The sequence below is a fragment of the Niveispirillum sp. SYP-B3756 genome, assembly GCF_009495745.1.
GTDB lineage: Bacteria > Pseudomonadota > Alphaproteobacteria > Azospirillales > Azospirillaceae > Niveispirillum.
Window position 1 is genome coordinate 624,799 of the sequence record NZ_WIDQ01000001.1, and the last position, 20,847, is coordinate 645,645.

Genomic DNA, 20,847 nt, shown 5'->3' on the forward strand with positions numbered 1-20,847 from the left:
CCGAACATCGGTAGAGGGCTGCCCCCGTGCGTATCGCCACCTGGAACATTAATTCCGTCCGCCTGCGCATCGATCTGGTGATGAAGCTGCTGGACGAACAGGCCCCCGACGTCCTGTGCCTGCAGGAAACCAAGGTGGTGGACGATGCCTTCCCCCGCAATGCCTTCAAGGAACGCGGGTATGAGCATATCCATATCCATGGCATGAAAAGCTATAATGGCGTGGCCATCCTGTCGCGCCTGCCCTTTTCCTCCAGCGATATCCGCCATTCCTGCGGGAAGGAGGATTGCCGCCACGTGCTGGCCACGCTGGAAAACGGGGTGGAGATCCATAACCTCTACATCCCCGCCGGCGGCGATATCCCCGATCCGGCGGTGAATGACAAATTCGCCCACAAGCTTCAGTTCCTGGCGGAAATGCAGGAATGGTTCCTGGCCAACCGGACCCCGGATCAGCCGATGATCCTGGTGGGCGACCTGAATATCGCGCCCTTGGAACATGATGTCTGGTCGCACAAGCAGCTGCTGGATGTGGTTTCCCACACCCCGATTGAGGTGGAGAAGCTGACCGCCCTGCAAAACAGCCTGAACTGGGTCGACGCGGTGCGCCATTTCGTGCCGCCCGACCGCAAGCTTTACAGCTGGTGGTCCTATCGCGCGGCGGACTGGAACGCGTCGGACAAGGGCCGCCGGCTGGACCATGTCTGGGTGACACCGCCGCTGGCAGGACGCCTGAAGGGACAGACCATCCTGCGCGACGCGCGCGGCTGGGAACCCAAGCCCAGCGATCATGTGCCGGTGATCGTCGATCTGGAGATGTGAGAGTCGATCCAAGAACTTTCAGTTATTTTCCAATCTCTTAACCGTCATTCCCGCCTTCGCGGGAATGACGGTAGAGAAAGGGCAAGGCTTCGAAAGGCGGGATAACTTTCCGGACAGACGCTGAGGGAGCTCGGGAACGGCACTGTCGCCTCAAATTCCTTCACCGATCATTTCCGGTCGAGCGGGCAGTCGCACGGTGACCAGGGTGCCGTGGCCGGGCTGGCTGTCGATGGACAGGCTGCCCCGGTGCAGGGCCACCAGGGCCTGCGCCACCGGCAGACCCAGCCCGGTGCCCTGCCGGTCACGGCTCAGATGGGAATGCACCTGGCGGAACGGCTCCAGCGCCAGGGCCACTTCCTCCGCCGTCATGCCGCAGCCGGTATCGGCCACGCGGAACAGCACATGGTCAGGCCCATCCGCCAGGGCGGACAGGCGCACAGCACCGCCAGCATCGGTGTTCTTGACCGCATTGGTCAGCAGGTTCAGCAGAATCTGGCGCAGTTTCAGCGTGTCGGCCACCAGCGCCGGCACCGGCTGTTCCACGCTGGCCCCCAGTTCCACCCCGCGTTCGGCGGCCAGGGCGCGCAACATGCGCACGCATTCAAGGCTCAGCGCCCGCACATCCACCGGCTCGGCATGGAGTTCCATCCGACCGGCCTCGATCTTGGCCAGATCCAGCGTGTCATTGATCAGGGCCAGCAGGTTCAACCCGCTTTTATGGATATCATCGGCATATTCGGCATAGCGCGGATGGCCCAGCGGGCCGTGCAGGCCGGACGCCATCACCTCGGCAAAGCCGATGATGGCATTCAAGGGCGTGCGCAGCTCGTGGCTGGCCACGGCCAGGAACTGGGATTTCACCGCACTGGCATGTTCCGCCTCCGCCCGCGCGGCCCGAGCGGCCGCCTCGCTCTCCTGCAGGCGCAGGATATAGCGGTTGATCAGCAGGGCCAGCAGCAGCAGCAGCAAGCTGCCGATCAGCCCTTGGACCAGCATCTGGTTGCGCGCCGTCCGGTACCCGCGCAGGGCCGACTGCATCTCGTAACCAACGGAGACCACCAGATCGGTGCCTTCCAGCCTTTCATAGCTGGTAACGCGCAGCGCTCCATCCACCGTGCTGCGGCCATGCACCACCCCGCGCGGCTTCTCCCGTGCGGCCCGTACAATGGTCGCTCCGGGAAAGGTGGCGCCCACGGCGCTGCGATTCTCGCTGCCACGGGCATAGATGGTGCCATCCATATCCAGCAACGTGGCCACGCCGCCCAAATCCAGATCCATCTGGTTGAACAGGCCGGAGAAATATTCCGACAGCACGTCACCCACTACCACCGCCCGTATCGTACCGTCGCGCCTTTCCAGCCGCACCCAGAAGGGGATGGATGACATCAGGGGGGAGCGACCGACAATGGGCTTGCCAAAGCCGATGGCGCGGGTGCCGGGCGCGGTGGCGCGCTGGAAATAGTCGCTGTCGGCGAAATCCATGCCCAGCACGGCGGTGCGGGTGGTATCCAGCACCCGGCCGCTGCCGTCCAGCACGCCTAGGAATTTTGATACGCTGTCCATGCCCGGCACCCGGCGGCGCATCTGGTCCAGATGCAGCGGCTGGTCAGCGGCCACCCGGTCGGCCACTTCCATCAGCAATTGCTGCACCTGGCTGAGCGTGCGGGTGACATGCTGGGCAAAGGCGCGGGTCAGGTTGCCGGTGTCCCGTTCGGCAGAGGCAATGGCATCGGCATAAGACAGGCGAATCTGCCAGCCGATCAGCAGCCACAGGCCACAGAACAGGGTGACACAGAGCAGGTTGATCCCTGCCCGGCCGCGCGGAACGGCGGATGGCTTCATCCTGCGAACGGGGACGGCAAGGGGGCTGACCATACAGGATGGGTAGCACAAACCGGCCGTTTCCGCCATCGGGTGGAACCTTATCCCAAGAGCCATGGATCATGGCTCTTGGGATTTCTATGTTCCCTCAGGTGCCGGGCGGCGGCATCCGCCGCCTTGGCTTACGCGGGCATGGGCCCGCGGGCCAGCGGTCGCTGGCCTTCAAGGGTCATGTTCCATGACCCTTGGTCTTCTCCGCCAGCTCCCCCGCCAGCCGCAGCATCAAGGCGATATCGGCATCGCGGGACAGGCGGTGGTCGCCATCCTTCACCAGCACCACCCGCACATCTTCGCCTTCCAGCGCCGCAGCCAGTTCCAGGCTGGTCTGCCAGGGAATATCCGGGTCGCGCTGGCCATGCAGCAGGCGCACCGGGCAGGTCAGGGGGATCGGCCCCGGCAGCAGCAGATGGGCCGTCGCCTCCTCCAGCAGGTGGCGGGTGATGGGGTACCCGGCGGGATCATAGGCCGACGGCGCGATGAAACGCCCGTCACGCGCCAGCGCTGCCACCTGCGCCGGCCCCAGCCGGGGCCGGATCATGCGTTCGGTGAAATCCGGGGCCGGGGCGATGCCCAGCAGTCCCGCCACCCTTTCCGGCCGGGCCAGCGCCACCAGCAGGGCGATCCAGCCGCCCATGCTGGACCCGACCAGGATCTGCGGCCCCTCTGTCAGCCGGTCCAGCACGGCCAGGGCATCATCGCGCCACTGGCCGATGCTGCCCTGTTCCCATTCCCCACCGCTGGCCCCATGGCCCTGATAATCGAAGCGGATAAAGGCGCGGCCCGTTTCCCTGGCCCAGGCTTCCAACGATGTGGCCTTGATGCCCGTCATATCCGATCGGAAACCGCCCAGGAAGACCAGCCCCGGATTCCGCCCTGCCGTGCGCCGATAGGCTATGGTGGAATTGGCCGTTTCCAGGCTATGTATCGGCCCTTCGTCACCCATCAGTCGCATCCCATGTCGATTTCCGATAGCGCCGGTACCCTAGCCAGCGATGATGTTGCGGTAAACCCGCCCGTGGACCCGTATCCCCTGTTCGGCAACGGGCGGCCCACCATCTTGCAGGTAATCCCCACCCTGGTGACTGGCGGGGCAGAGCGCGGCTGCATCGATATCGCCGCCGCTGTCCAGCGGGCCGGCGGCTCGGCCATCGTCGTCTCGGCCGGTGGGCCGATGGCGCGGGAGCTGGAACGGTACGGTGCCAAGCACATCACCCTGCCGGTGCAGTCCAAGAACCCCATCACCATGCGGCGCAACGCCGACAAGCTGGTGCAGATCATCCGCGAACATCGGGTGGACCTGATCCATGCCCGCTCCCGCGCCCCGGCCTGGAGTGCGATGTGGGCGGCGCGGCGCACCGGCATTCCCTTCGTCACCACCTTCCACGCGCCCTATAATTTCAAGTCACGGCTGAAGCGCTGGTACAATTCGGTGATGGCGCAGGGTGACCGCATCATCGCCGTTTCCGGCTTTGTCTACGACCATGTGGCGCAGAATTACGGCGTGGGGCCGGATCGGCTGCGCCTGATCCATCGCGGCGTCGATGTGGATATCATGTCGCCGGACAAGGTGAGCCAGGCCCGCATGGCGCAATTGATCCAGCAATGGCGCCTGCCGGAGGATCAGCGCATCGTGCTGCTGCCCGGTCGGCTGACCCGCTGGAAGGGCCAGACCCTGCTGATCGATGCCATTGCCCGGTTGAGCCGTGCCGATGTGCGCGCCGTGCTGGTGGGCGATGATCAGGGCCGCACCGAATATCGCCAGGAGCTGGAGGAACAGATCCGCCGGCTTAACCTGGGCGGTCATGTCACCATCGCCGGCCACTGCAACGACATGGCGGCGGCCTATATGCTGTCCGACGTGGTGGTCAGCGCCTCGACCGAACCGGAGGCGTTTGGCCGCATCATCGCCGAGGCGCAGGCCATGGGCCGCCCGGTGATCGTCACCAATCTGGGCGCGGTGAAGGAAACCGTGATCGATGGCACCACCGGGCTGGTGGTGCCCCCCAACGACCCGGAGGCCATGGCCAAGGCCATCCGCGCCGCCCTGGACCTGGACCCGCTGCAGCGCCAGGCCGTCGGCATGGACGGGATGCGCCATGTGCGGGAAAACTTCACCAAAGCCGGCATGTGCCACGCCACCCTGTCCGTCTATGCGGAACTGCTGGGGAAATAGTCTCATTGCCCGTTTAACGGGTATTTTCAGTTGAGTTATTGAATTAAAGGTCGATAATCCCGTCCCGCATCATCGTTCAACGGGGGGATGGGTCATGCGTGGGTCACTGATCGTTGCTTGTCTGGCTGTGCTGCTGGCCGGTTGCGCCGGGCAACCGGCATCGGGGGTGAAGGCATCGGCCAGCGCCGCAGCCGCAGTCGCATCCCCCGCTGATCTCTATGCCGCCTCCCTGCAGGCGGTGGCGGTGACGGGGCCGGCGGTGATCGGGCCGGGGCTGCTGCGCATCGCGGCGGATAACCCTGATCTGGTCTGGCGCGATGGTTCTGCCGGGCGGCAGGTGCTGGTTGCCTCCACCATGTCCACCAGTTCGTACCAGAAATATTACGAGGGCAAGCCCACCGGTGGCCCCAGCGGCTGGGGCCAGATCTGGGTGACGGCGGTGCCGCAACTGCGCGGTTTCTGTCAGGCGGCAGCCGGCGACGCGGCGGCCAAGACCCAGCGGGTGGTGCAATGGCTGGGCCTGAACCCCGCCGTGCCCTATGCCCAGGTGGTGGAAATGTGGATCGACCCCGCCCAACTGGCCCGGCCCTGCCCGCTGACGGATGTGACCGCTGGCACCTGCACCCTGGACGATGCCAGCACCGTGTCCCGCCCCACCTGTACGGCGGGCGATACGGCCTGTGGGGAGCGCCAATCCTATTGGGACTGGTTTTCCGGCAATATGCGCCAGAACCTGAAGGAAGGCGGCGCCCCCTGGACCCGTCTTGGCTACACTTTCGACTGGAAGCCCAAACAGGGCGGCGGGTTTGAACGCTATGGCGCCAGCGAGTTCATCCTGAAACCGGGGGCGAAGTACGAGGTGAAGACCGCCTATACGCTGGCGGATTATTGCGCGTCGCCGGGGGTGTGAAGGCGACGAAAACCTCTTCATTCAATAGGAGATATCTGTTAGATTTTTTCGGCGGCGTTTTCTTGAACAAGTGAAACATATCAACCCCCTACCCCCTAGAGGCTCCCCCACACACGTGGGGATGGACCTTCGATCTCGCGGGTCCAGTCTTCAATCTGGCGGGCTCCCCCACACACGTGGGGATGGACCGTTGGAAGGGCACCATCAGATACTTAGGATCAAGGCTCCCCCACACACGTGGGGATGGACCTGCCCGGCTCTATGAGGTGCTGGACCTGCCCGGGGCTCCCCCACACACGTGGGGATGGACCTTCTTATGCTTCCATTTCCCAGCGCACGACCAAGGCTCCCCCACACACGTGGAGATGGACCCTATATTGGCGACATCAACCGCAATTACCGCGAGGCTCCCCCACACACGTGGGGATGGACCCCCGTTCCGCCAGTGCTGACAGGCCCAGGTGATGGCTCCCCCACACACGTGGGGATGGACCCTGACCAACATCCCGGCATTTGGCCCGACCTATGGCTCCCCCACACACGTGGGGATGGACCTTCGCCTTTGTCCGAACTTCATCATTTTCTGCCGGCTCCCCCACACACGTGGGGATGGACCATTATGGCTGGTATCAAGAGCTTGCGCCGCGACGGCTCCCCCACACACGTGGGGATGGACCCGTGCTAGATCATGGCGCGGTCAACAACCCGAAGGCTCCCCCACACACGTGGGGATGGACCCGCGGCATGGCGGATGATGATGGACAATGGCGGGGCTCCCCCACACACGTGGGGATGGACCCTTGCACCACACGCCGGGTTGTGCCGGGTGCAGGGCTCCCCCACACACGTGGGGATGGACCTGCCACGCCGCTGGAAAGCGGGCTTGCCGCCGCGGCTCCCCCACACACGTGGGGATGGACCCCTTACCGGACCCTACACCAAGCCCTTGGCCGGGGCTCCCCCACACACGTGGGGATGGACCTGGGTTGCCCACTCATCAGCGGCATGTCGGTTCGGCTCCCCCACACACGTGGGGATGGACCCTCCCATGACACACGCGCGCGATGCCTTGGCCCGGCTCCCCCACACACGTGGGGATGGACCCCGTTCCGCCGGATCACGCAGCAGGATGGACAGGGCTCCCCCACACACGTGGGGATGGACCCCCGCGTAGGGTATCATCAGGTTGTGCCCGCTCGGCTCCCCCACACACGTGGGGATGGACCCATGTGGAGCGCTCCCTGTGTCGAAAGGCACCCGGCTCCCCCACACACGTGGGGATGGACCCCAGGGCATCGATGACCGCCTCTTCGCGGCCAGGGCTCCCCCACACACGTGGGGATGGACCCCTGCCGTTCGAGATCGAGTTGCCGGCCGACACGGCTCCCCCACACACGTGGGGATGGACCCGCCATTCGCCGCCCCGGCGATGTGCCAAGCGCGGCTCCCCCACAGACGTGGGGATGGACCCTCGGCACCGGCTGGCGCTGAAATGACGGGCTGGGCTCCCCCACAGACGTGGGGATAGACCTCACCAGGCTCCCGGGTACAGCCGTAGCGTTTCGGGCTCCCCCACACCCTTGGGGAATACTCCCCCCTGTGACGGCGCGCGTTGACCCCGCCCCCTGCCCGGCCCACACTGGTGAAAATAAACCGCCGGGAGGGTAAGCCGTTGAAGGAGAAGGAGCTGCGGATCGCGCTCGTCTGCTATGGCGGGGTCAGTCTGGCCGTTTACATGCATGGCGTGACCAAGGAGCTGTGGAAGCTGGTGCGGGCCAGCCATGGGCTGCACGCGCCGCCCCATGGCCCCGTACGGGCACCGGTGGATACTGAGGTGGTGTATCGTGGCCTGCTGGCCGATCTGCTGCCAGACCTGTCGCTGCGGGTGCTGGTGGATGTGGCGGCGGGGGCCAGCGCGGGGGGCATCAATGCCGTGCTGCTGGCCCGCGCCATCGCCCATGATCTGGATCTGGAACCGCTGACCCGGCTGTGGCTGGAAAATGCCGATGTCACCGCCCTGCTGACGCAAGACCATAAGGCCGGGCGGTGGAGCAAATGGTTCATGCGGCCCCTGCTCTGGCTCTGGTTCCGCCGTTACACCAATATGGCCCCGGATGAGGAAACGCGGGACAAGCTGTCCTTCTTCGTGCGGTCGCGCTGGTTCTCCCCGCCCTTTGACGGCAAGCGGCTGATGGAATTCCTGCTGGATGCCGCGCACGCCATGGGCAAAAGCGGGGCCCGGCCCGATGCCAGCCTGATGCCGCGCGGCCTGCCCTTGTCGCTTCATATCACCACCACGGATTTCCACGGCTATACCACCCGCATCCCCGCCCATGACCCACCGGAAATTACCGAACGGGAACATCGCCACCGGTTCAGTTTCCGTTATCGGCGGGGGGCCACCGGGGATGTGGATAGCGATTTCACCGATGGCGATGTGCCGGGGCTGGTATTCGCCGCCCGTGCCTCTGCCAGCTATCCCGGTGCCTTCCCCCCGGCGCAGATAAGACAGATGGACCATCTGCTGCATGAACGGGCGGAGCGCTGGGAAGGCCGCGCCCGGTTTTTTGAGCGGAATTTCGCCGAATATCGCCGCCATGGGGCCGACCCGGAACAGGCCAGCTTCATTGATGGGTCGGTGCTGAACAACAAGCCCTTTGCCGCCGCCCTGGCCGCCATTGCCGGTCGCCCCGCCTATCGGGAGGTTGACCGGCGCATGGTCTATATCGACCCTAAGCCGGCGGTTACCAACGGTGCGGCCAAGCCGGAACCGCCGGGCTTCTTCCGCACCATCCGGGGGGCCCTGTCGGACATTCCCCGCAATGAACCGGTGCGCGATGAGTTGCTGGCCATTGCCGGGCGCAACGCGCGGGTGGAACGGCTGCGCGGCCTGCTGGATGCCGCCCGCCCGCGCGTGCGCGAACAGGTGGCCCGCGTGGTGGGCGGCCCGCTGCCCGATGCGCCCAGCATCGAACAGGTGCGGCAATGGCGCGATGCCGCCAGCCGCGCGGCGGCATCCCAGGCCGGTTTTGCCTATGAAGCCTATCTGCGGCTGAAAATCGAAGGGGCGTTGGAACGGCTGGCAGCGGTGCTGGCCCCCTGTCTGGGCCGGGGCGACGCGGTGGGCCGTGCCACCATGCAGGCCGCCTTGCATGAATGGGCGCGGGCGCGCGGCGTTCTGCCCGACCGTATCGATGCCCCGCCGGAGGTGGAAACCGGCCCGGCGGACAGCGCGCCGCCCTGGGTGCGCTTTCTGCGGGAGTTCGATGTTGCCTTCCGTGATCGCCGCCTGCGTTTCCTGATCCGGGAATTGAATGGTCTCTACACATTGCTGGGCGACGGCGAATTCGCCGATACGCAACATAGTGACCTGGATGAAATGAAGGCCGGGCTGTACAGCGCGCTGGAACGGCTGCCCCATGCCATCGGCCTGGATATGCTGAATGCCGGGGACCGTTCGGCGCTTGACCATTTGCTGCGCGGCGATGGCCACAGCCCGCCGGGGTCGGCGGCGCTGGATCGGGCGCTGGAACGGCTGGCCAGCGTCTGGAACCTGGAAGCCCAGTCGGTGGAGGTGGATGAGATTTTCGCCCTGGTCGGGCTGAATTATCTGGGGCCTGCGGCGCGGACGCGGGTGTTCGAAGCCTATCTGGGCTTCGCCTTCTGGGATGTGCTGACCTTTTCCACCAGCGGCTGGGTGGAATTGGACGAATTCCACGCCATCAAGGTGGACCGCATCGGCCCGCCCGATGCCCGGCTGCTGCGCCGGGGCGGGGCGCCAGTGGAACTGCGCAGTGCCCGGATGAATGCCTTTGGCGGCTTTTTCAGCCGGCAGGACCGGGCGCTGGATTATGTGCTGGGCCGGCTGCACGCGGCGGAACGTTGCATCGACCTGCTGGTGGATGCCGGCGGGCTGACCCTGACGGAAGCCCGCATCAACGCCCATAAACTGCGCGCCTTCCACGCCATCCTGCAGGCGGAGGAGGCGCGATTCGGCTGCGGGCATCCGGCGATGGAGCAGATCCGGAAATGGGTGGAGGCGTGTGGATAAGGGGCGGCGGCTATCACGCATAAAAAAGGCCGGGGTTTCCCCCGGCCTTGTCATTACACCGCCGCACCGTGGCAGTGTTTGTACTTCTTGCCACTGCCGCAGGGGCAAGGGGCATTGCGTGGCGTGTTGATCCAGGTGTCTTCCCCCACCAGATCGGTTTCTTCCGCTACCGGCAACAGGCCTGCCCCGAAACCGGCCCCGGCGATCTGCGGGCTGCGGCGCACCATGCCCTCGGGCAAGGGGGCGTCCGCCGGCGGGATGGCGGGGGCCGCCATGGCCGGGTCGAAACGGCTTTCCTCGCCGATGAAGGGCGGGGGCGTCAGGTCGGGCTCGGTCACCCGCACCTGGATCAGCATCAGCATCTGGGTCACCTGCTCCCGCAGATTATCCAGCAGGCCGGAGAACAGTTCGAACGCCTCGCGCTTATATTCGTTCAGCGGGTCGCGCTGGGCATAGGCGCGCAGGTTGATGCCCTGGCGCAGATGATCCAGCGACAGCAGATGGTCCTTCCAGACCTGGTCCAGGATCTGCAGCAGCAGGCTCTTCTCGATATTGCGGATCAGGTCCGGCCCATAGGCCGCTTCCTTTTCCGCCATCTTGGCCTCGGCGAATTCCAGCAGGCGTTCGGTGATCTGCTCATCGGCGATGCCTTCTTCCTTGGCCCATTCCCGCACCGGCAGGTCGGCACCCAGGATGCGCAGGCATTCCTCGTGCAGCAGGTTCATGTCCCACTGTTCGGCATAGGCATTTTCCGGGATGGCGCGGCGCACCGTGTCGGTAATCACCTCATGCCGCATTTCCTTGATCATTTCGGCCACATCGGTGGCGTCCATGATCTCCCGGCGCTGTTCATAAATGACCTTGCGCTGGTCATTCATCACATTGTCGTATTTCAGCAGGTTCTTGCGGATGTCGAAATTATGCGCTTCGACGCGCTGCTGCGCCTTTTCCAGGGCCTTGTTGATCCAGGGGTGGATGATCGCCTCCCCCTGTTCCAGCCCCAGCTTCTGCAGCATCCCGTCCAGCCGGTTGCTGCCGAAGATGCGCATCAGATCATCATCCAGCGACAGGAAGAATTTCGAGGCGCCGGGATCGCCCTGGCGGCCCGAACGGCCGCGCAACTGGTTGTCGATGCGGCGGCTTTCGTGGCGTTCGGTGCCCACCACATAAAGCCCGCCGGCTTGCAGCACCACCTGCTTGGCGGCGGCAACCTCTTCCTTGATGGTCTGGATGCGCGCATCGCGCTCCGGCCCTTCCGGCAGCTCGGCCAGCTCATACTCGATACGCATTTCCAGGTTGCCGCCCAACTGGATGTCGGTGCCGCGACCGGCCATGTTGGTGGCGATCGTTACGGCACCGGGACGACCCGCCTGCGAAACGATATAGGCTTCCTGTTCGTGGTAACGGGCGTTCAGCACGTTATGCGGCACGCCCTTCTTTTTCAGCAGGGTGGACAACGTCTCTGATTTCTCAATCGAAACGGTACCGACCAGAATGGGCTGCTGGCGCTGCTGGCATTCATCCACCAGCTTCACGATGGCCTCATACTTCTCCGCCGCCGTGCGATAGACCTCGTCATCGGCATCAATGCGGCAGACCGGCAGGTTGGTGGGGATATCCACCACTTCCAGCCCATAGATTTCCTGGAATTCGGCGGCTTCCGTCATGGCCGTACCGGTCATGCCGGACAGCTTGGGATATATCCGGAAGTAATTCTGGAAGGTGATGCTGGCCAGCGTCTGGTTTTCCCGCTGGATCGACACGCCCTCCTTGGCTTCCAGCGCCTGGTGCAGCCCTTCGGAATAGCGGCGACCATCCATCATGCGACCGGTGAATTCATCGATGATGACGACCTTGTCGTCCTTCACGATGTAATCGACATTGGCCGTGAACAGCTTGTGCGCCTTCAGCGCCTGGTTCACGTGATGAACAAGGCTGATATTATGAATGTCGTAGAGGTCGCCGCTCTTCAGCAGCTCCATCTCCGTCAGGATCTGCGACACCTTTTCCGTGCCGCTTTCAGTCATGGAGACGGCCTTGGCCTTCTCGTCCTTCTCGTAATCGCTCTCGTCCAGGCGATTGATCACCTTGTTGACGGCGATATACAGCTCTGAACTGTCGGTGGAGGGGCCGGAGATGATCAGCGGCGTGCGCGCCTCATCCACCAGAATGCTGTCCACCTCATCGACGATGGCGTAATTGAAGGGGCGCTGGACCATGTCCTCGCGCCGGTACTTCATATTGTCGCGCAGATAGTCGAAGCCGAATTCGTTGTTGGTGCCATAGGTGATGTCGGCGGCATAGGCATCACGGCGTTCATGATCATCCAGCCCATGCACGATGACGCCGGTGGTCAGGCCCAGGAAGCCATAGAGCCTGCCCATGTGGCTGGCATCGCGGCTGGCCAGATAATCGTTCACGGTGACGACATGCACGCCCTTGCCCTGGAGCGCGTTCAGGTACACGGCCAGGGTTGCCACCAGCGTCTTGCCTTCACCGGTGCGCATTTCGGCGATCTTGCCGGAATGCAGCACCATGCCGCCGATGAGCTGCACGTCAAAATGCCGCATCCCCATGACGCGCTTGGAGGCTTCGCGCACGGTGGCAAAGGCGTCGGCCAGGATGTCGTCCAGCGACTCGCCCTTCTCCAGCCGGTCGCGCAGCCAGTCGGTGCGCATCTGCAATTCGGCATCGGAGAGCGCTTGCAGCTTCGGCTCCAGCGCATTGATCGTCTCGACCTTTTTGCGCAAGCCCTTGACCACCCGCTCATTGGCGTTGCCGAACAATTTGCGGGCAATGGCACCGAACATGGAGAACTCCGCGAAGCATAAAGGCAGGAAGGTAGAAGAACGCGTAACACAGCAAAACCCGGATCGGCCGTCACCGGCCGCCGGGACTTGAGCGCGCCATCCCCTTTGGACAGGAGCCGGCACCGGTGACAGATAAGACCGCTTCGCCTTCTGGTCAACGTGGCTTCACTCAATCCAGCCGCCCGCTGTTGATTTTGGGTGGAAGATGACAGTCTTTTAACGCCATTTTCCGGCCCCGTGATGGCATGGTCTTGCCGGGGCATGGGCACTCATGCTTTATGCGGACAGTCCTGGCGGGGCCCTTTTCGGGGATGGCCGGTCGGGCTGGGTGAATAGATTTCGTGGAAAGCTGGCGGACCTACTGGCCGGCCCAGCCTTTGATGTGAGGGAAATTCCTAAGATGCTGGTCAAGACGATGCGTGCCGCCCTGGTTGTCGCCATGACGACGGCCGCGCTGGGTTCTGTTTCCATGACCGCCCTGGCGCAGGACGCCAAGGCCCCCGCCGACAAGAAGGCCGCCCCGTCGCTGGCCGACGATCCGGTGGTTGCCCGCGTGAATGGCAAGGAGATCAAGCGCTCAGATGTGCTGGCCTCGCTGCAGCAGCTGGGGCCGGAGGCGCAGAATTATCCGGTGCAGATGATCTATCCGCAGCTGCTGGAACAGCTGGTCCAGTCCGAACTGGTGACGGAGGCCGGTTACAAGGCCAAGCTGCAGGACAGCGCGGAAGTGAAGAAGCGCCTGAAAGAGGCCGAACAGCAGTTCGTCCAGCAGGCCTGGCTGCGCGCCGAGATCGACAAGCGCATGAGCCAGGACAAGCTGAAGGCCGCCTATGACAAGTGGGTCAAGGCCAACCCGCCGCAGGATGAAGTGCGCGCCCGCCATATCCTGGTGAAGACCAAGGAAGAGGCCGACGCCATCATCAAGCAGCTCAAGGGTGGCGCCGATTTCGCCAAGCTGGCCGGCGAGAAGGGCACGGATGGCACCAAGACCAATGGTGGCGATCTGGGTTACTTCGTGAAGGACCAGATGGTGAAGGAATTCGCCGAGGCCGCCTTCGCCATGAAGCCCGGCGACCTAAGCCAGACCCCGGTGAAGACCGAGTTCGGCTATCACGTCATCAAGGTTGAGGATAAGCGCAAGCAGACCCTGCCGACCTTCGACCAGGCCGCCCCGCAGCTCCGCTCTGCCGTTGCGCAGGATATCGCCGAAGAGGTGATCCAGGGCCTGCGCAAGGGTGCGAAGGTGGAAACCTTCAACATTGATGGCGGCCCGATGCCGGCCGCCCCGGCCCCGGCGGCTGCCGCCCCGGCCAAGCCGGCGGAAAAGAAGTAAGGCCTATCGGGGGACGGTTCGCCGTCCCCCTTTTTGTTTTGATGGCGCTCAGAGTCTGTCTGGAAGCTTTTCATTCATTATCAAAATCTTACTGTATCCTCACCGTCACCCCGGCGAAGGCCGGGGTCCAAGTTCGTAGAGCAATGCGCCTGTGATTCTGGACCCCGGCCGCAGCATGGGTGACGGTGGGGCAAAATCTAAAATCGCGTAAGACGTTGAAAAAAGAAAACTTTCCGGACAGACGCTCAGTCCAGAACGCGTACCGGGTCACCCGCCGTCACGGTGCCACCTTCCACCACTATGGCATAGACGCCGCAGACCACATGGTTGAAGCCGGTCTTCAGCGCCTTGATCAGCGGCATGTCGCGTTCGCCGGTGCTGGGATTGACCTCCACCGCCGCGCAGCGGGTGATGGTCTTGAACACCTCCAGCACCGTATCGCCGATGGCGATGCGCTTGCCCACCCACCCCATCTCCGCCCAGGCCGGCAATCCTGCCAGATGCAGATTGCCGCGAAAACGCAGCGGATCGACCGGGGCCTGGGTGACGCGGCCAATATCCTTCACGCTGGCCAGATTGATCAGCGAGACGGCCTTTTCCGGGATATCGGTGAAATTATGCGCTGCCGATTCCACCAGCTTATAAGGGCCGGGGGCAGCACTGCCATCCATATAGGCGGACAGGAACTGATCGATCAGCATCCTGCCGGTCGGGGTATCGATCCGCCCGCGCGCCACCGGCTTGCCCGCCCGGTTCAGCACCAGTTGGCAGGTGGCCGAATCATAGGTTGCCACCAGGGTGGCCAGTTTCTCATCCCGCACCAGGGCCAGAAAGTTGGTTTTCGGCTTCCAGGCCGGGGCCGTGGCGTCGAAATTGCTGGCCCGGTGCAGGATGGCGAAACGCCGATCCTGCGGCAGGCATTCACCCGGTGACAGGGAAACGCTGTCCAGCCTTTGGGCGGACAGGCTCTTGACCGGGTAATAATGGATGGCTTCGAGGGTCACTGACATGATGGGTACAGCTTAAGCGGGCGGGCGGGGCGCTTGTCAATCGTACCGTTGGACTATGAAGAGCCGGTTACGATGGAATTTCCCAAAAGATAAAGTGCCCCCGCCCGCCATTGCCTTAGAGTCTGTCTGAAAACTTTTCCTTCTTTCTCAACATGTTAATGTTTTAGTCCCGTCACCCCGGCGAAGGCCGGGGTCCAGTTCGTAGAGAAAAGCGCCCCTTGATTCTGGACCCCGGCCTTCGCCGGGGTGACGGTAGCGTTTGAAGATAAGACGTGTAAGACGTTGAGATAACGTGAGACTTTCCGGACGGACTCTGAGAGTCTGTCCGGAAAGTTATCCCGCATTTCGAAGCCTTGCCCTTTCTCTACCGTCATCCCCGCGAAGGCGGGAATCCAAAACCCGCGCTGTTGTATGGATTCCTGCCTTCGCGGGAATGACGGTTAAGGGATTGGAAAATAACTGAAAGCTCTTGGACGGACTCTTACCCCAGCAGGGTCTCCGCCTCGCGCAGGAACGCCTCGTCCAGGGTGGGTGGGGAAGTGTCCACCCCTTCCGACAGCTTTGCCACCACCTGGCGCAGCACTTCCACCCGCGCATACCATTTGGCATCGGCGGGGATCAGGTGCCAGGGCGCTTGTTTGGTATGGGTGCGGTCGAACATCTGGTTCGTCGCCAGCTCATATTGCGGGCGCCGGGCGCGGTTGCGCAGATCTTCGGACGTCAGCTTCCAGCGCTTATAGGGATTGTGCAGCCGTTCGCGGAAGCGGCGGCGCTGTTCATCCTCGCTGATATGCAAGAACAGCTTCACGATCCGCACGCCATCATCGATCAGCAGCCGCTCGAACTCGTTGATCTCATCATAGGCGCGCTGCCATTCCGACGGTTTGGCAAAGCCTTCCACCCGTTCCACCAACACCCTGCCATACCAGGACCGGTCGAAAATGGCGAAGGTGCCGGGTTCCGGCAGGCGCTGCCAGAAGCGCCACAGATAATGCCGGCCCTGTTCCTGCGGCAGCGGGGCGGCGATGGGCCAGACATGGGAACCGCGCGGGTCCAGTGTTTCGGTCAGCCGGCGGATGGCCCCCCCCTTGCCGGCGGCGTCCCAGCCCTCAAACACCAGAATGGCGCGGCGCTTGGAATGCCAATAGGCCTGCTGGACATGCATCACTTGTTCCTGCAGGGATTCCAGCTCCTTCAGATAGGCCGACTTGTCGACGAACCGGTGTTCCTTCATGTCCAACTTGTCGAGATGGGGGACGGCGTGACTATTTCCCATGGCGGGTGGAACTCCCTTCATCGATGAACCGGGTTGGTGCAGGTGCGACCATGGCTCTATTGTAACGGTTTCGTTTCAGGCCTTGCCATGGAAAGCGGCATGGCCGACCCATGGAAATTCGGCAATCCAAGGGGCAAAAGCCCTGGCAAAAAGGAATGGCACGTTGAAAAGCTTCTTGATGGCGGGGGCTTCGGCCCTGATCCTCTCCCTGTCCGGCGCCATGGTCCCTGCGGCGCTGGCGGCGGATACACCGACCCAGATGGCACAGGCTGACAAGGCGAAGATGACCGAGAATCCCTTCTTCCAGGAATGGAAAACCCCCTTCGGCGTTCCGCCGTTCGATGCCATCAAGCCGGCCCATTTCCGCCCGGCCTTTGAAAAGGGCATGGCCGACCAGCTGGTCGAGATCAAAGCCATCACCGATATCAAGGCAGCCCCCAGCTTCGCCAACACCATCGACGCGATGGAAAAGAGCGGCCAGTTGCTGGACCGGGTGTCCGCCGTCTTCTCCAATCTCACCTCGTCCAACACCAATGACGAGCTGGATAAGATCCAGCGCGAGATGGCGCCGCTGCTGGCGGCCCATGGCAATGCCATCAACCTGAATGCCACCCTGTTCCAGCGTATCAGCACGCTGTACAAGCAGCGCGACCAGTTGAAGCTGACGCCGGAACAGTCCCGCGTGCTGGAACGCTATTATCTGGGCTTCGTGCGCGCCGGCGCCGAGCTGCAGGGCGCGCAGCGGGAGCGGATGGCCGCCATCCTGGAACGGCTGGCCGTGCTGTCCACAAAGTTCAGCCAGAATGTGCTGGCGGATGAAAAGGGTTACAAGCTGGTGCTGACCAGCAAAGATCAGCTGGCCGGCCTGCCCGATTTCGTGGTGGCCGCCGCGTCGCAGGCGGCCAAGGACCGGGGCGAAGCCGGCAAGTACGTCATCACCCTGTCGCGTTCGTCGATTGAGCCGTTCCTGACCTTCTCCGACAACCGGGCCCTGCGTGAGCAGGCCTGGAAGGCCTGGATCGCCCGTGGCGACAATGGCGACGAGCATGACAATAACGCCACCATCACGGAGATCGTGCAGCTTCGCATCGAGCGCGCCAACCTGCTGGGCTACAAGACCTTTGCGGAATATAAGCTGGCCGACACCATGGCCAAGAATCCGCAAGCCGTGAGCGACCTGCTGATGCAGGTGTGGGAGCCGGCCAAGCTGCGCGCCGCCGAGGAACGCGACGAGATGCAGAAGCTGGCCGCGAAAGAAGGCCAGAATATCCAGATCGAGCCGTGGGACTGGTATTATTATGCGGAGAAGGTCCGCAAGGCCAAGTACGACCTGAACGAAGAAGAGATCAAGCCGTACTTCCAGTTGAACAAGATGGTGGAGGCGATGTTCTACACCGCCAACCGCCTGTTCGGCGTCACCTTCACGGAACTGAAGGGCATCCCGACATACCATCCCGACGTCAAGGTCTATGAGGCCAAGGACAAGGATGGCAAGCATCTGGCCGTCTTCTACAGCGACAATTTCGCCCGCCCGTCCAAGCGGTCCGGTGCCTGGATGTCGTCCCTGCGCTCGCAGGAGAAGCTGACCGGCGATATCCGCCCCATCGTGCTGAATAACAACAACTTCGCCAAGGGGGCCGAGGGCCAGCCGACCCTGCTGTCCTTTGACGATGCCACCACCCTGTTCCACGAATTCGGCCATGGCCTGCATGGCATGTTGTCGAATGTCACCTATCCGCAGGTCTCCGGCACCGGCGTGCTGCGTGATTTCGTGGAATTCCCCAGCCAGGTGCTGGAACATTGGGTGGCGGAACCGCAGATTCTGCAGAAGTTCGCCGTGCATTATAAGACGGGCAAGCCGATCCCGAAGGAACTGCTGGACAAGATCATCGCGTCCCAGACCTTCAACCAGGGCTTCGCCACGGTGTCCTACACCTCGTCTGCCCTGGTCGATCTGGCCTATCACAGCCTGACCGATGCCAAGGGCCTGAACCCGGACACGTTCGAGCGGGAGACGCTGACCAAGCTGGGGATGCCGAAGGAAATCGTCATGCGGCACCGCAGCCCGCATTTCAGCCACATCTTCTCCGGTGACGGCTATTCATCGGGCTATTACAGCTATATGTGGGCGGAAGTGCTGGATGCTGACGGCTTCAATGCCTTCAAGGAAGCTGGCGACATTTTCGACCCCACCCTGTCCAAGAAGCTGTTGGAGAATGTCTATTCCGCCGGCGGCTCGCGTGACCCGATGGAGGCCTATATCGGCTTCCGGGGTCGCGCACCCAAGGTGGATGCGCTGCTGAAGAATCGCGGTCTGCTGGATAACCGCGTGAACTGAGCAACAGAAAACGGGCGATCCGCTGGTCGGCAGATCGCCCGTTGAGAATTGGAAGCCCCGCCTGAACCGGAGAAGAACGGTTCAGGCGGGGTTTTTCATGCCTTGGCCCAGGCCCGCATCGTCACGCCATCGCGCCGATAGAGCATGAGGACAGAGATCAGCCCGCAGAAGGCGGCACCCGCCATCCAGAGGCCCGGGGCCGCCTTGTCGCCCGTCACCTCGATCAGCCAGGTGGAGATCAGCGGCGTGAAACCGCCGAACAGGGCCGTCGCCAAACTATAGGCCAAGGAGAAGCCCACGGTACGCACCTGGGGGGGCATCACCTCCGTCAAGGCCACCAGGGCGGCAGCATTATAGCTGGCATACATGAAGGACAGCCAAAGCTCGGCGATCAGCATGTTCTGGAAGCTGATGTCATTCACCAGCCAGTTCAGCATTGGATAGGCGGTCAGTATGGGCAGTATGGTGAAGGCCAGCAACAGGGGCCGCCGGCCCACCTTGTCCGACAAGGCCCCCATTACAGGCAGCCAGAAGAAATTGGACAGGCCGACACAGAAGGTCAGCAGCAGACTGTCCGCCCCATCCAGCTTCAGCACATTCCGGCCATAGGTGGGGGTGTAGACGGTGATCAGGTAGAAGGAAACCGTGGTCATCACCACCATCATCATGCCGGCCAGCACCAGCCGCCAGTTCATGGCGATGGACAGGACGATCTCCTTGAAGGTCGGGTGATGCTTGCGGGCCAGGAACTCATCGGTTTCCTGCAGGGACCGGCGGATGACAAAGATCACCGGCACGATCAGGCAGCCGATGAAGAAGGGAACGCGCCAGCCCCAATCATGAATCTGCTCGGGCGCCAGTACTTGGTTCAGCCCATAACCGATGATGGCGGCCGCCATGATGGCCGCCTGCTGGCTGGCCGATTGCCAACTGACATAGAAGCCTTTGCGCCCCGGCGTGGCCATTTCCGACAGATAGACGGAGACGCCGCCCAGTTCCACCCCGGCAGAGAAGCCCTGCAACAGCCGGCCGATCAGCACCAGAAACGGGGCCAGGATGCCGATGCTGTCATAGCTGGGTACAAAGGCGATCAGCACCGTGCCGATTGCCATGATGGCCAGGGTCAGCACCAGCCCCTTGCTGCGGCCGATCCGGTCAATATAGCTGCCCAGAATCACCGCCCCCACCGGCCGCATCAGGAAGCCGGCACCAAAGGTGGCAAACGTCAGCATCAGCGAGGCATACTCGTTCCCGCTGGGGAAAAACGCCTTGGCAATATAGCTGGCATAAAAGCCGTAAAGGAAAAAATCGAACATTTCCAGGAAGTTGCCGCTGGTAACGCGCAGCACCGTGGCCAGCTTTGAAGGGGGTTTGGCGATGGAACCCTGCATGATTACGATCCTGAATGACGGGCTGTCGAGGCGGGCTCCAGCCCGGACTGGATGATCAGCGGGGCTGCGTCGGTGGAAGACAGGAAGGCGACCAGTTCGTCGGCCGCCTGCTTCTCCTTTGTCGCGGCCACGATGCCGACGGAAAAGGGTGTCACCTTCTGCGCCGCATCCGGCAGGGCACCAACCAGATCGATGCCGGGCACCGGCAACAATTCACTGATCTGCTGGAAGCCGATTTCGGCCTCTCCGCGGGCCACGACCCGGCCCACCGGTTCCGCCGGGATCATCCGGGCCTTGCCCTTCATCGCATCGGCGATGCCCAGGCGGGGGAACAGCACCGTTGACAGGAAAACCCCGCTGGCACTGTCGGAATAGGCGATGGATCTGGCACTCAGCAGCGTCTGTTTCAGGGCGGCGACGCTGGAGATGTCCGGGCGCGGGGCGCCGGCCTTCACGGCCATGCCGATCTTGGACAGGGCCAGCACATGGTGGCCTTCATCTATCACCTCACCCTCGTGGACCAGCCCTTCCAGGCTGTCGCCGACCATGATGACGACATCAATATCCTCATCCCGGTGCAGGCGATTGGGGATCGCCTCCGGCGTGTCACCCATGGAAGGGCCCCAGGCCGATACCAGCTTATGACCGGTGCGCTTTTCAAATTCGGGGGCCAGCGCCTTGTAGGCGGCGGCGAATCCGCCAGAGCTGGCCACATGCAGTTCCGCTGCACTGGCGGGCAGGGGTAACAGCAACAACAGCGTAGCGAGCAGGCGCGAAAGGGCGCCGCCCGCCTGACGGGGGGCACTGGGTATCATGTCCGTCTCCTCCGGTTTGGTGTTTTGCCCATTGTGCG

13 protein-coding genes and 1 CRISPR repeat array are annotated in these 20,847 nt (G+C 63.2%); of the genes, 6 read left to right on the forward strand and 7 right to left on the reverse strand.

What is annotated here, in order from left to right:
- The first annotated feature begins 26 nt into the window (after window positions 1-26).
- Complete coding sequence (gene xth / locus GE253_RS02990; protein WP_348770765.1) at window positions 27-821, forward strand: exodeoxyribonuclease III; 795 nt, start codon at window positions 27-29, stop codon at window positions 819-821.
- A gap of 150 nt (window positions 822-971) precedes the next feature.
- Here the strand turns inward: xth and GE253_RS02995 are convergent, their stop codons facing one another.
- Both GE253_RS02995 and GE253_RS03000 read right to left on the reverse strand, forming a co-directional pair.
- Window positions 972-2,663 carry an ATP-binding protein gene (locus GE253_RS02995; protein WP_173012462.1) on the reverse strand — a complete coding sequence of 564 codons (1,692 nt, stop codon included), beginning with the start codon at window positions 2,661-2,663 and terminating at the stop codon, window positions 972-974.
- Between the two features lie 208 nt (window positions 2,664-2,871).
- Window positions 2,872-3,645 carry an alpha/beta hydrolase gene (locus GE253_RS03000; RefSeq protein WP_153202609.1) on the reverse strand — a complete coding sequence of 258 codons (774 nt, stop codon included), beginning with the start codon at window positions 3,643-3,645 and terminating at the stop codon, window positions 2,872-2,874.
- A 12-nt stretch (window positions 3,646-3,657) separates the two neighbouring features.
- Here GE253_RS03000 and GE253_RS03005 point away from each other — a divergent pair, with 12 nt between their 5' ends.
- The 3 genes from GE253_RS03005 (at window position 3,658) to GE253_RS03015 (ending at window position 9,836) form a co-directional block, all read left to right on the forward strand.
- Window positions 3,658-4,875 carry a glycosyltransferase family 4 protein gene (locus GE253_RS03005; RefSeq protein ID WP_153202610.1) on the forward strand — a complete coding sequence of 406 codons (1,218 nt, stop codon included), beginning with the start codon at window positions 3,658-3,660 and terminating at the stop codon, window positions 4,873-4,875.
- 94 nt (window positions 4,876-4,969) lie between these two features.
- On the forward strand, window positions 4,970-5,785 hold the full coding sequence (locus GE253_RS03010) for a hypothetical protein (RefSeq protein ID WP_153202611.1): 816 nt from the start codon (window positions 4,970-4,972) through the stop codon (window positions 5,783-5,785).
- Between the two features lie 100 nt (window positions 5,786-5,885).
- Window positions 5,886-7,378: direct repeats of the CRISPR family, unit length 28 nt; unit sequence GGCTCCCCCACACACGTGGGGATGGACC.
- Between the two features lie 79 nt (window positions 7,379-7,457).
- Window positions 7,458-9,836 carry a patatin-like protein gene (locus GE253_RS03015; protein WP_153202612.1) on the forward strand — a complete coding sequence of 793 codons (2,379 nt, stop codon included), beginning with the start codon at window positions 7,458-7,460 and terminating at the stop codon, window positions 9,834-9,836.
- A gap of 53 nt (window positions 9,837-9,889) precedes the next feature.
- Here the strand turns inward: GE253_RS03015 and secA are convergent, their stop codons facing one another.
- Complete coding sequence (secA, locus tag GE253_RS03020; protein ID WP_153202613.1) at window positions 9,890-12,646, reverse strand: preprotein translocase subunit SecA; 2,757 nt, start codon at window positions 12,644-12,646, stop codon at window positions 9,890-9,892.
- A gap of 400 nt (window positions 12,647-13,046) precedes the next feature.
- Here secA and GE253_RS03025 point away from each other — a divergent pair, with 400 nt between their 5' ends.
- Window positions 13,047-13,979: a peptidylprolyl isomerase gene (locus GE253_RS03025; RefSeq protein WP_153202614.1), complete on the forward strand. Its 933-nt coding sequence runs from the start codon at window positions 13,047-13,049 to the stop codon at window positions 13,977-13,979.
- A 245-nt stretch (window positions 13,980-14,224) separates the two neighbouring features.
- Here the strand turns inward: GE253_RS03025 and GE253_RS03030 are convergent, their stop codons facing one another.
- Together GE253_RS03030 and GE253_RS03035 are read right to left on the reverse strand one after the other, a co-directional pair.
- Window positions 14,225-14,989 (reverse strand): MOSC domain-containing protein, encoded by a 765-nt coding sequence (locus GE253_RS03030; RefSeq protein ID WP_153202615.1) that lies wholly within the window; start codon window positions 14,987-14,989, stop codon window positions 14,225-14,227.
- 481 nt (window positions 14,990-15,470) lie between these two features.
- Complete coding sequence (locus GE253_RS03035; RefSeq protein WP_153202616.1) at window positions 15,471-16,265, reverse strand: polyphosphate kinase; 795 nt, start codon at window positions 16,263-16,265, stop codon at window positions 15,471-15,473.
- A 163-nt stretch (window positions 16,266-16,428) separates the two neighbouring features.
- Between GE253_RS03035 and GE253_RS03040 the strand changes: the two genes are divergently transcribed.
- Window positions 16,429-18,603, forward strand: a complete 2,175-nt coding sequence (locus GE253_RS03040) for a M3 family metallopeptidase (RefSeq protein ID WP_247878440.1) — start codon at window positions 16,429-16,431, stop codon at window positions 18,601-18,603.
- A 95-nt stretch (window positions 18,604-18,698) separates the two neighbouring features.
- On the opposite strand, the gene GE253_RS03045 is transcribed toward GE253_RS03040, so the two are convergent.
- Together GE253_RS03045 and GE253_RS03050 are read right to left on the reverse strand one after the other, a co-directional pair.
- Window positions 18,699-19,994, reverse strand: coding sequence for an MFS transporter (locus tag GE253_RS03045; protein ID WP_153202617.1), 1,296 nt, complete (start codon window positions 19,992-19,994; stop codon window positions 18,699-18,701).
- A gap of 2 nt (window positions 19,995-19,996) precedes the next feature.
- Complete coding sequence (locus GE253_RS03050; RefSeq protein ID WP_153202618.1) at window positions 19,997-20,809, reverse strand: substrate-binding domain-containing protein; 813 nt, start codon at window positions 20,807-20,809, stop codon at window positions 19,997-19,999.
- Window positions 20,810-20,847: the final 38 nt, after the last annotated feature.

Coding starts and splice junctions, on each gene's coding strand:
- GE253_RS02995 (WP_173012462.1), bottom strand. CDS start 2,663: ATGAAGCCATCCGCCGTTCCGCGCGGCCGGGCAGGGATCAACCTGCTC.
- GE253_RS03000 (WP_153202609.1), bottom strand. CDS start 3,645: ATGGGTGACGAAGGGCCGATACATAGCCTGGAAACGGCCAATTCCACC.
- GE253_RS03005 (WP_153202610.1), top strand. CDS start 3,658: ATGTCGATTTCCGATAGCGCCGGTACCCTAGCCAGCGATGATGTTGCG.
- GE253_RS03010 (WP_153202611.1), top strand. CDS start 4,970: ATGCGTGGGTCACTGATCGTTGCTTGTCTGGCTGTGCTGCTGGCCGGT.
- secA (WP_153202613.1), bottom strand. CDS start 12,646: ATGTTCGGTGCCATTGCCCGCAAATTGTTCGGCAACGCCAATGAGCGG.
- GE253_RS03025 (WP_153202614.1), top strand. CDS start 13,047: ATGCTGGTCAAGACGATGCGTGCCGCCCTGGTTGTCGCCATGACGACG.
- GE253_RS03030 (WP_153202615.1), bottom strand. CDS start 14,989: ATGTCAGTGACCCTCGAAGCCATCCATTATTACCCGGTCAAGAGCCTG.
- GE253_RS03035 (WP_153202616.1), bottom strand. CDS start 16,265: ATGGGAAATAGTCACGCCGTCCCCCATCTCGACAAGTTGGACATGAAG.
- GE253_RS03045 (WP_153202617.1), bottom strand. CDS start 19,994: ATGCAGGGTTCCATCGCCAAACCCCCTTCAAAGCTGGCCACGGTGCTG.
- GE253_RS03050 (WP_153202618.1), bottom strand. CDS start 20,809: ATGATACCCAGTGCCCCCCGTCAGGCGGGCGGCGCCCTTTCGCGCCTG.